5 protein-coding genes and 1 pseudogene are annotated in these 10,584 nt (G+C 64.2%); 5 read left to right on the top strand and 1 reads right to left on the bottom strand.

The window, feature by feature from the left end; translation table 11 throughout:
- Positions 1-271: 271 nt before the first annotated feature.
- Positions 272-487 (top strand): annotated as a pseudogene (locus GSQ87_RS07155) (IS21 family transposase); the annotation flags it as partial.
- A 575-nt stretch (positions 488-1,062) separates the two neighbouring features.
- Here the strand turns inward: GSQ87_RS07155 and GSQ87_RS07150 are convergent.
- Entirely contained in the window at positions 1,063-1,950 is an 888-nt protein-coding gene (locus GSQ87_RS07150) for a LysR family transcriptional regulator (protein WP_158914749.1), read from the bottom strand.
- A 153-nt stretch (positions 1,951-2,103) separates the two neighbouring features.
- Here GSQ87_RS07150 and GSQ87_RS07145 point away from each other — a divergent pair, with 153 nt between their 5' ends.
- From GSQ87_RS07145 to GSQ87_RS22720, 4 genes are all read left to right on the top strand, one after another.
- On the top strand, positions 2,104-2,838 hold the full coding sequence (locus tag GSQ87_RS07145; protein ID WP_158914747.1) for an SDR family NAD(P)-dependent oxidoreductase: 735 nt from the start codon (positions 2,104-2,106) through the stop codon (positions 2,836-2,838).
- 1,032 nt (positions 2,839-3,870) lie between these two features.
- Positions 3,871-5,199, top strand: a complete 1,329-nt coding sequence (locus tag GSQ87_RS07140) for an acetamidase/formamidase family protein (protein ID WP_158914745.1) — start codon at positions 3,871-3,873, stop codon at positions 5,197-5,199.
- 311 nt (positions 5,200-5,510) lie between these two features.
- A complete protein-coding gene (locus GSQ87_RS07135; protein WP_158914743.1) occupies positions 5,511-6,098 on the top strand; it encodes a cyclopropane-fatty-acyl-phospholipid synthase family protein in 588 nt (195 codons plus the stop codon).
- A gap of 514 nt (positions 6,099-6,612) precedes the next feature.
- Positions 6,613-10,224 carry an efflux RND transporter permease subunit gene (locus GSQ87_RS22720; protein WP_158914741.1) on the top strand — a complete coding sequence of 1,204 codons (3,612 nt, stop codon included), beginning with the start codon at positions 6,613-6,615 and terminating at the stop codon, positions 10,222-10,224.
- Positions 10,225-10,584 lie beyond the last annotated feature (360 nt).

Raw genomic sequence — 10,584 nt, 5'->3', positions numbered from 1 at the left:
TCCATGATCAGGACAGTTCATGAGGCGCTTGCGGCGGACCCGTTTGGCGAAAGCGAACTCGGTATCGTGCAGCGCTAAACGCCCGCGGACCGAGCCGGAAGTCCGCTCGGCGCCCGAAGCGGACCTGCCGCTTGCTCCAGCGAGACGACATTCAGATGGGCTGTGAGATCGCCTGCAATGTTGTCCCCCTGAGGAGCGTTTTTCGCGTCGAAGATTAGCCCCCTGACCCATGGTTTTTGATGCTCCTTCCGGGTTCTGGAAGGAGTGGGGGATGACGGGCGTGGAGACGATCGCGCGGATCCGGTTTGAGCATTTCCAGAACCGCAAGGGGATCAAACGGATCGCCCGAGAGCTGGGGCTTGCGCGGGACACGGTGCGCAGAGTGCTGCGATCCGAGGCGACCGAGTTCAACTACAAGCGAGCCGTCCAGCCCCAGCCGAAGTTGGGACCGTGGGTCGAGGCCTTGACGGCGATCCTGGAGGCCGACATCGAAGGCGTGCTGATCCATGGCGCGCAGGGCGTGCGATCTCTTACGGTTCTGCTGGCGCCGCGCGGCGCAAGCGCACGGCGCTGAGCCAAAGGCTAATGCTCACGGGGAGGTCGGCCGCAGCACAACAGCGACTAGCCGCCCACGGTCAAACTGGCGGGCGGGCATTGTCAGACCAAGCCGAGGAGGCCGCAGCCTCTGGCATGCCGCCCTTTACCGCGGGCTTGGTTAGCGCAGCAAGCGTCGACGCCGTAAGGCATTGGCGAGAGCCGGCGGCGGGGCGGTTCCTTATAATCAGCATGTGTGAATTTGGTCTGGCACTGCCCTCGGCGAGAGCAGAACAGCAGTATCTCGCCCCGCTCATCGCGATCACTTTAGCCGTCAGACTGTCGGATCCGCTCCGGCGATGCTCGCCTGGACGTATGTCGGCTTCCGGTCCCCGCACGCCATCAGCCACCTGTGGGTCAACGGGCTTGGGCTGCACATACCTTTTCTTATGATCGGCAACACCGTGCTCCCGGTCATGTGAGGACGCTTTGCCAGCGAACTTCTCCTCGGATGAAAGGCCGCCGTCACTATCGAATCCGCAGCTCCGGCTCCCTCTCGAACAATTCGGCAAGGAAGTCGGCGATCGCCTCCACGGGTCCCGCCTTGTGGCGACTGCGCGTCGTCACCGCCCAGATGGGGTAGGTTGGTGGCGCATACTCTTGGAGGATCGGCGTCAACCAACCTGCCGCCAGCTGCTCCACGAACATCCAACTCGGCCCGCGCGCGATGCCGAGTCCGGCCATCGCCGCAGATTGAACGCTATCGGCGTCATTTGTCTGGATGCGCGCTGACGGCGAGACCTGAATGCGTTCTCCGCCGCCGACGAACGCCCAGGGCCTGACCTCGCCGTGGAAAAGGAATTGCACGGCGGAATGGTCTTGGAGAGCCTCCGGAGTCGCGGGCACACCATGCCGTTGCAGATAAGCGGGCGCCGCCACGATCATCGCGGCAACGCTGCCGATCTGACGGGCGCTCAGACTGCTTTCATCGACGTCGCCGATGCGTACGGCCAAATCCACACCGTCCTCGATCAGGCTGACGTAGCGCTCGGACACGTCGATCTGGAGGGAGAGCTCCGGATTGCGGTCAAGGAAGTCAGGAAGGCGCGGGATCACATGCCGGCTCGCGAACAGCGGCGGAAAGGAGATCCGGACACGTCCGTGCAGCCCGCCGTCGTCTTGTCCGATGCGCGCTTCCGCCGTGTCTAGATCCGCAAGCATGCCTGCGACGAACGCATAATACGCCTTCCCGGTCTCGGTGACGCTCAGCCCCCTCGGCGTCCGGCGCAGCAACTGCGTCTTAAGATGCTCCTCCAACGCGGCGATCTGCTTGCTGACGGTGGGCTGCGCGACGCCCGCCGCTTTGGCGGCCCGGGAGAAGCTTCCCGCCTCCACGACGCGGACAAACAGACGCATCTGGCCCAATCGATCCATGTTAGACCCCCGCTTCGCTATTCGAGTGCGGCATCATTAACATTCTCTCTTGCCGGCTTGTCGGAAAGCATTCCCCCAATACTCTCTGGGGACCGCGAAACACCACGTTTATGCGGCAACCAAAGGAACAATTCTTTGCCGAAATTAAGCGGGAAGACAGCGGTCATTACCGGCGGCAGCACAGGCATGGCGTTCGCGACGGCGAAACTTTTTGCTGCTGAAGGCGCGAAGGTCTTTATCACCGGCCGCCGGCAGGAGGTTCTCGACGCCGCCGTCGCGGAGATCGGTAGCGGCGCGGTCGGCGTTCAGGGCGATGTGGCCGACCTTGCGGATCTGGATCGGCTGTACGAGACCGTGCGGGCGGAGTCCGGTCACATCGATGTCCTGTTCGCCAGCCCGGCGGTCGGCCACATGGACCAGCCGATCACATCCGTCAGCGAGGCGGTGTTCGACACCACCTTCAACGTCAACACCCGGGCGGTGGTGTTCACCGTGCAAAAAGCCCTACCGTTGTTCAACGACGGCGGCGCGATCATCCTGAACAGCTCCATTGCCCATCTCAAGGGGCTTGCAGGCGGCAGCATCTACAGCGCCAGCAAGGCCGCGGTCCGGTCCTTTGCGCGCGGCTGGACCGTCGAGTTGAAGGACCGGCGGATCAGGGTCAACGTCATTAGCCCGGGCCCGATCGACACGCCCTTCACGCAGGATGCGCCGTCCGCCTGGAAGAATGCGATGACGGCGATGGTGCCGATGGGCCGCTTCGGGAGGCCGGAGGAGATCGCAACCGCCGCACTCTTCCTCGCCTCCGAGGATTCGAGCTTCATTACGGGCATCGACCTCTGCGTCGATGGCGGCTTGACCCAAGTGTGACCTCACCGCAGCGCAGTTGCAGCCTTACGACTACTCTCCCGGCGTTTGTTTCCAAAGTTGCGGATCACGCTTCTCTTCGCAATCTAGTGGCCGGCGACAACGCCTTGCGCGATCGACGTCGGTCATCCGCCCCAACTGGCGCCCGAGGTAGCCCGCATGCGGGCGTGAGCCCGCTGGGGGCCGCCAGCACGCCGCTAGTGCAGGTATTGGCGCAGTGCTTCCCGATCGTGAGGGGCGGGCACTGGCGTAATGGGGCCGTACCGGCTGCGAGTGTCGCAGAACTGACGGCCTGATCTCTCGTCCAAGTCGCGCCCATAGGAGACATGCGCCTTCTGCCCGACTTCGGACGTTCGGCTCGCCTCAGGTCCGCGCCTTTCTCCGAGTCCAACGGCAGGTCCGGAGGTCAAGCGGACTCCCACGCGCGGCCGCATAGCTGACATCGCCAAAGGACCACTTTCGGGAACTGAGCCGATACGTGCTCCCGACCCCGTTGCGGTCGAATAGACCGTCCGCTTCCGGGCAAGAGGGCCGACGGCGCGCAAACGGTGGGTTTCGGGAGCTGAGCCGATCCATGCCAGCGGCCCTTCGCCCGCGTCGGAGGAGGTCCGCTGTCAGGCAGAAACCCAACTGCCCACCCCTCCCCTGCCCCGTGGGGTGTCCGCTTTTCGGCGGAAGGTCAGTGGGTGCCGCCATCGCGTCTTCCCGTGCTCTGCGCCCATAGGCGACATTAGCTTGCTTCCGAGAAGCGGACATATTCCAAGCCATCATTATAGGCCCGGAGCCCCCTCCCCCGGCAGCTCTCAAGCACATTCAGACGTCGAGCCAACCTCCAAATCTGACATCGGCTATGGCAGTAGCCGGATGGCCAGTCGCGCCCGATTGCCTACTTTGATACTTCTGATACCCGCTTCTCGGCGTTAGGCTTCCCGGCGGCGGTACGCGCGACGCGCAGCCATTCCATAGGTGGGGTTGCCCCTGCCGCCACCATCACCCACAACCGCAACGTCGTTCAAAGCCAAGCTGGATCGTCCCATGATACGCCTGCCGATCCTCGCCGCCGCCTTGGCTCTGGAGTTCGCCGCCGCCGCCAAGGCCCAGGCCCAGGCCCAGGCCCCTGACCTTAACGGACGCTGGATCGTCACCGAAGACGTTTACGGCTCGGCGCTGTACGGCTCGCTGAAGCTGACCCGCGCCGGCGCCCAACTCGCGGGCGAGTTTGACGGGGACAGTCTCACAGGCTCAGTGACCGGTTCAGCCCTGCACTTCACGGCCAGCGACGCAGCAGGCGACACATCGGTAGTGGAGGCGAGCTTCGCGGACGGAAGGCTTTCCGGCTCGGTCGTGTCCACGGATGGTGGCGACAGAAGCCACCCCCAACATTACAGTTTCACTGCTAAGCGCGCGCCGGCGCGCCTGACAGATCCGCCCCGGCGGCATGAGTTCGTCCCAACCACCTTCTACCGTCAGTTCTCCGCCCTTACCCCATCGGTGCTGACCATCTCCCCAGGCGACACCATCCACACGACGACGGTGGATGCCGGCGGCGCAGATGCGTCTGGCGTAACTCGAGTACTGGGCGGCAATCCGCAGACCGGCCCATTTTACGTCCGCTCGGCCATGCCGGGCGATACGCTTGCGGTCCACGTCGTTCACCTGAAGCTGAACCGCGACTACGCAATCAGCGACGACCGCCTTGTGAACCGCGCTATGGATAGCCGTCTGGCCGCCCGCATGAAGGACGCTGGCAAGACCGTTCGCTGGCGCCTGGACCTGGACAAGGGCGTCGCCAGCCCCGAGGCGCCCGGGCCTCACACCTCAGGCTTCGCCGTCCCTGTGCACCCCATGCTCGGGTGCATCGCGACGGCGCCCGCCCCGGTCGGTGGCGCACCGCCCACTGGCGACTCTGGCGGGTTCGGCGGCAACATGGACTTCAATGAGATCGTCGAGGGCGCGACGGTCTATCTTCCGGTGAGCGTACCGGGGGCTCTGCTCTATTTCGGAGACGCCCATGCCGCCCAAGGCGATGGGGAGCTGACTGGCAATGCGCTGGAGACCTCTATGGACGTGGAGGTGACTGTCGATGTCATCCCAGGAAAGCGACCACCTTCGCCACGCGTAGAGTCGACGAGCCAGATCATGGCGATGGGCTTCGGCGGCTCACTCGACACCGCGATTCAGGCGGCGACCTCCAACATGTCCGCGTGGCTGTCCGACACGTACCAGCTTACCCCTACCGAGACCGCCGAGGTCCTGGGAGCTGCCGCCGAGTACCGCATCAGCGAAGTCGCCGACCGAAACGCCGGCGTCGTGCTCAAGCTGAACAAGACGGTTTTGGCTGGGCTGAAGCGCGACAGAGAGTGACCCCAAGCTCGGCTGATGCGACCTTTTCGGCAGGCCTACCCTACCTCGCGCTTCCCCCTGCCCGCTTCGAAGAATGGCATTGGTGCGCCCACAACCGACATCAGCCTTTCTCCGGAAACTCACCATTCAAAGTGCCAGCCAGGCTTGCTTTCCGAACCGGCTGATGTCGGGAGTCGGGGGTAGTTCGGACGTTTCCAGGTTTCTCTATAGCGGACTATCCCGACGACCGCTTGCCGGCAGCCCTGCACCGACCGAGGTCGACCCGTCGCCCCCGAAAGGGAGGCCTGATCTCCACGGAGCCCTCACCGCCCATGCCCGGACACGGTCTCCTCGCCCTGGCGGTCCTGGCCCCGGTCCTCGGTCTCTGCATCTCGATCCTGGTCTTCCAGGGGCTGACGGGCGTGCCGCCGATGTCGTCGAACGCCACGGAGGCGGTCGACGTGATCACCCTGCTGAGACAGGCGGCCCTGGCGGAGGGGGCGGTGATCTACGAGCTCGGGTCGGGCTGGGGCTCACTTGCAGTGGCCCTGGCGCAGGCCTTTCCCCAGGCCAAGGTACGAGGGATCGAAATCTCGCCCTTTCCCTACTGGGTGTCGCGCCTACGAGGCCGCGGCGTGGCCAATCTGAGCCTGCGCCGGAGAAACTACTTCGACTGCGACCTGAGCGACGCTCAGGCGGTCACCTGCTATCTCATGATCCGATCGATGCCGCGGCTGGCGGCACTGCTCGACCGCATGCTTGAGCCGGGAACTCCGGTCGTAACGCTGTCCTTCTGGTTTCGCGACCGGGAGGTGGCGGCGTCCCGGGCGAGCTCCGGGCTGCTGGGCGCCACAGCCCTGTATTACTGGCCTGCGCCCAAAACAGCCGCGCGCCTTGCGCCGGACTCCGGGCATCGGTGAACTGCAGGTTCCGCGACGACCGCTCACAATGTAGGCGAGCCAGTCCACCCACTCCCTCGCACAATTGTTTCCAAGGCGGCACGAGGCGGTAGGCGACCCGTTGCCGCCCAATATTGAATAAATCCGCTTGGCTATAGTCAGCGCCTACACAATAAATAGATCGTCCTCGAGTTTTACACAGTCCGACTTTTCGACCCCAATCATCGACTCGAGATCGAAATGCGTCGGTGAGGAAATACAGCTCGATCATGTCCGGTTATGGCAGTTCTGCATTCCTTCGCAATTCACCAGTATTGCGGCGCAGGTACGTGACCTGCTCGGCTGCGGTTGTTCAAGGCGCGCTCAAAGCCGGAGCGCAGCTGTGAAACTAATATCTGGCGAGGCGGAGCTCTTGCATTGATTGGTCCTGGCGTCCTGTTCAGCCTGGTTGCGGCGCTTCAATACGCCGCCCTGATCATGAAGATGACCATGGCCCGCTTACCCGCGTCCCGGCAGACATGAGCGGGCAGCTGCGTTGAGCTGGAACCCATCGGCTCTATTCATCCGGCGGCCGATCGCCACCACCCTGTTGACCCTCGGTATCGCCCTGGTCGGGGTGGCGGCCTACTTCGTGCTGCCGGTAGCCCCCCTGCCCCAGGTCGACTTTCCCACCATCCAGGTCCAGGCCAGCCTGCCCGGCGCCAGCCCCGAGGTGATGGCCACCAGCGTCGCGACGCCGCTGGAGCGCACGCTCGGCACGATAGCCGACGTTACCGAGCTGACCTCCACTAGCTCCAACCGAAGCGGTCAGGGCACGACGCGGATCACCCTGCAATTCGGGTTGGACCGTAACATCAACGGCGCGGCGCGCGACGTTCAGGCAGGCATCAATGCCGCTCAGTCCCTGCTACCCACCGGCCTGCCGAGCGCCCCGACCTACAAGGAGGCCAATCCGGCCGAGCGGCCGATCATGGTGCTGGCGCTCACCTCCAAAACCTTGCCCACCTACCTGGTCTTCGACAAAGCCTCGATCGTCGTGCAGCAGGCCCTCTCGCAGATCAGCGGGGTGGGCGAGGTCGACGTCCTCGGCGCCGCCTCCCCGGCGGTGCGGGTGGAGATGAACCCCTACGCGCTGAACAAGTACGGCATCGGCCTGGAAGACGTGAGAGCGGCGATCCAGTCCACCAACGCCTTCATGCCCAAGGGATTCTATTCCGATGGATTGCGGCAGCACCTGATCAGCACCAACGACCAGGCCACCCTGCCCAAAGACTACGACGATGTCGTCATCGCCTACCGCAACAGCCGGCCGGTGCGGATGAAGGATATCGCCGAGGTGGTGGAGGGTCCGGAGAACCTGCAGAACCTAGGCTTGGCCAACGGCAAGGCGGCGATCGTCGTCCAGGTGACCAAGGCGCCCGGCTCCAACATCATCGCCACTGTGGACCGGATCAATGCGGTCCTGCCGCAACTTCGCACCGACATCGATCAGAGCGGACCGATCGACCTGACAGTGACGGTGGATGCGACCAAGACCATCCGCTCCTCGCTGGCCGAGGTCGAGCGCACCCTGCTGATCGCCATCCTGCTGGTGGTTATCGTGGTGCTGATCTTCCTTCGCAGCGGTCGCGCCACCCTGATCCCCGCGGTGGCGGTGACCGTCAGCCTGCTGGGCACGCTGGGGGTGATGTTCCTGCTGCACTACAGCCTGGACAACCTGTCGCTGATGGCCCTCACCGTGGCCACGGGCTTTGTGGTCGACGACGCCATCGTGGTGCTGGAGAACATCACGCGCCACGTCGAGAACGGCATGCCGCGCTATCGGGCGGCCCTGGTCGGGGCGGGCGAGGTGGGCTTCACGGTGATGTCGATCTCGATTTCGCTGATCGCGGTATTCATCCCCATCCTGGCCATGGGCGGCATCGTCGGGCGGCTGTTTCGCGAGTTCGCCGTCACCCTGTCAGCGGCCATCGTCATCTCGCTCGTCGTCTCGCTGACCACCACGCCGATGATGGCGGCGCTAATGATCAAGGAACATCATGGGGGCGACCCCAAGGCGCTGCGGCGCTCCTGGTGGAGCAAGCTCTGGGGCGGCGTCGGCGACGGATTCGAATGGGGCTTCGACCGCATCCACAAGGGCTACGAGAAGGCGCTGACCTGGTCGCTGGACAACAGCTTTCCGGTCCTGCTGATGCTGATCGCGACGGCGATTTTGACCATCTTCCTCTATGTCATCGTTCCCAAGGGCTTCTTCCCTGAACAGGACACGGGCACTCTGATCGGCCAGGTGCAGGTCGATCAGGCCTCGTCTTTCCGACTCACCTCGGACAAGGTCCGTCGGCTGCAGAAGATCGTAATGAGCGATCCGGCGGTGCAGACGATCAGCAGCTATGTCTCCGCCGCCGGAGGCTCGATGTTCGTCGCCCTGAAACCGCGAGCACAGCGTCCGGGAATTACCGCCGACAACGTCCGCGATCGGTTGCGGTCTCGAACGACGAAGGTCTCGGGAGCCAACCTGTTTCTGGTGTCGGCCCAGGACATCCAGATCGGCGGCCGCCAGGCTAACGCCGCCTATCAATACACTCTGCGCAGCGACAACAGCGACCTTTTGAAGGCGTGGTCAGACAAGCTGATGCGCGCTCTCCAGGCCTATCCAGACCTGACCGACGTCAACACAGACCAGCAGTCCCATGCGCTGGACAGCTACGTGACCTATGATCGCGATACGGCGGCGCGCTTCGGCCTCACCTCGCAGCAGATCGACAGCACGCTCAACGACGCTTTCGGGCAGAGTTTTCCATCGATTATCTACAATCCGCTGAACCAGTACCACGTGGTCATGGAGGTGGCGCAGCGCTACCAGCAGGACCCCACGGTGCTGAGCGACATCTACGTCGCCCCGCCGGCTGGTACGCCTCCGACCACCACGACTACCGGGCCCCCGGCAAGCGCGGGCGGCTCGGGGATCATGGCGACCCTTACCGCTACAGCCTCCACCACGGGCGCAGCCTCGTTGACGGGAACGGCCACGTCCGCGGCGACAGGCGCTACGACGACCGGCGTGAACGGCGCCACGACGCCTTCCCCCGATATCGCCGTGGCGACATCATCGGTGGATACCGCCAGCACCCCAACCGTCTCCAGTACGAACACGAGCAGCAGCTTGGGGATAAGCGCGGCTGGGGTCGGCACGGCGGGATCAGGGGTCGGCAGCACAACCGCGGCCCCCACACCTACGGCTGCCGCTGCAGCTACAGCCAGCACCTTGAGCGCCAGCACGCTCCCTGGCGCCGCGGTGGCGCGCACCTCGACCGGGGGCGCGGTGACGGCCTCCACCGGGACTGCAGTCTCGACCGCGGCCGAGACCATGACGCCGCTGTCAGCGATCGCCCACTGGGCGCAAGGCAATACGCCCCTGTCGGTCAACCATCAGAGCGGGGCCGTAGCCGTAACGCTGTCGTTCAATCTGGCCCCGGGCAAGTCGCTCAGCGACGCCCAGCGCGATGTGGAGGACGCTAAGCAGAAGATCGGCATGCCGACCGCGGTAGTCGGCACGTTCCAGGGCACCGCCCAGGCGTTTCAAGCGTCGGTCGCCAGCGAGCCGATCCTGGTCGTCACCGCCCTGGTCGCCGTCTACATCGTCATGGGCATATTGTACGAAAGCTACATCCATCCGCTGACCGTGCTGTCCACCCTGCCGTCGGCGGGGGTGGGGGCGGTCCTTGCGCTGCTGATCTTCCACATCGAATTCTCGATCATCGCCCTGATCGGGGTGATCCTGCTGATCGGCATCGTGAAGAAGAACGCCATCATGATCATCGATTTCGCCTTGGTGGCGGAGCGTGAGCAGGACTTGTCGTCGCGCGATGCGATCTACCAGGCCTGCATGCTACGCTTCCGCCCGATCCTGATGACCACTTGCGCCGCAATCATGGGCGCGGTTCCTCTGGCTATGGGGCTCGGCGAGGGCGGCGAGATTCGCCAGCCGCTGGGGGTGGCCATCATCGGCGGCCTGGTGGTCAGCCAGGTCCTAACCCTGCTCACCACGCCTGTGGTCTATCTCTATCTCGACCGGCTGCGCCTGCGGGGCGTGCGCCGCTATCCTCGCGGTCTCGGCGGCGGGACCGCGCCCGTCCCTGCTGAGTAGAAATCAGATGGCCAAGGCGACGAGCGGTAGGGTCGCCCTGTTAGCGAGCCTGATCGCCGTCAACATTGCAGCCATTGCCATCTGCATCCGATCAGACGGACCAATATTATGCATACTATGGGCAAGCGCGACCGGATTGGCCCTTAAGCTTTTAAAGCTTCGGTGCGAAAAATGCGGCGAGCAGCTCTTCTACGGCCGTGCGGCAGGTCTTAGCCGACATGAAACGTGTCGTGTGGATAACCACCCAATCTGAAACGAAATTGAAAGGCTGGTGCGAACTCGAAAGAGACCGGAGAGCGCCCATAACGGCCGGAACCTTTCTGCCGGCTTTCAGCCGTCAGCACCGCCCTGAGGCCGCCC

The sequence above is a fragment of the Caulobacter sp. S45 genome, assembly GCF_009765965.1.
Lineage (GTDB): Bacteria > Pseudomonadota > Alphaproteobacteria > Caulobacterales > Caulobacteraceae > CAHJWH01.
This window is presented reverse-complemented; position numbering and strand designations above follow the sequence as displayed.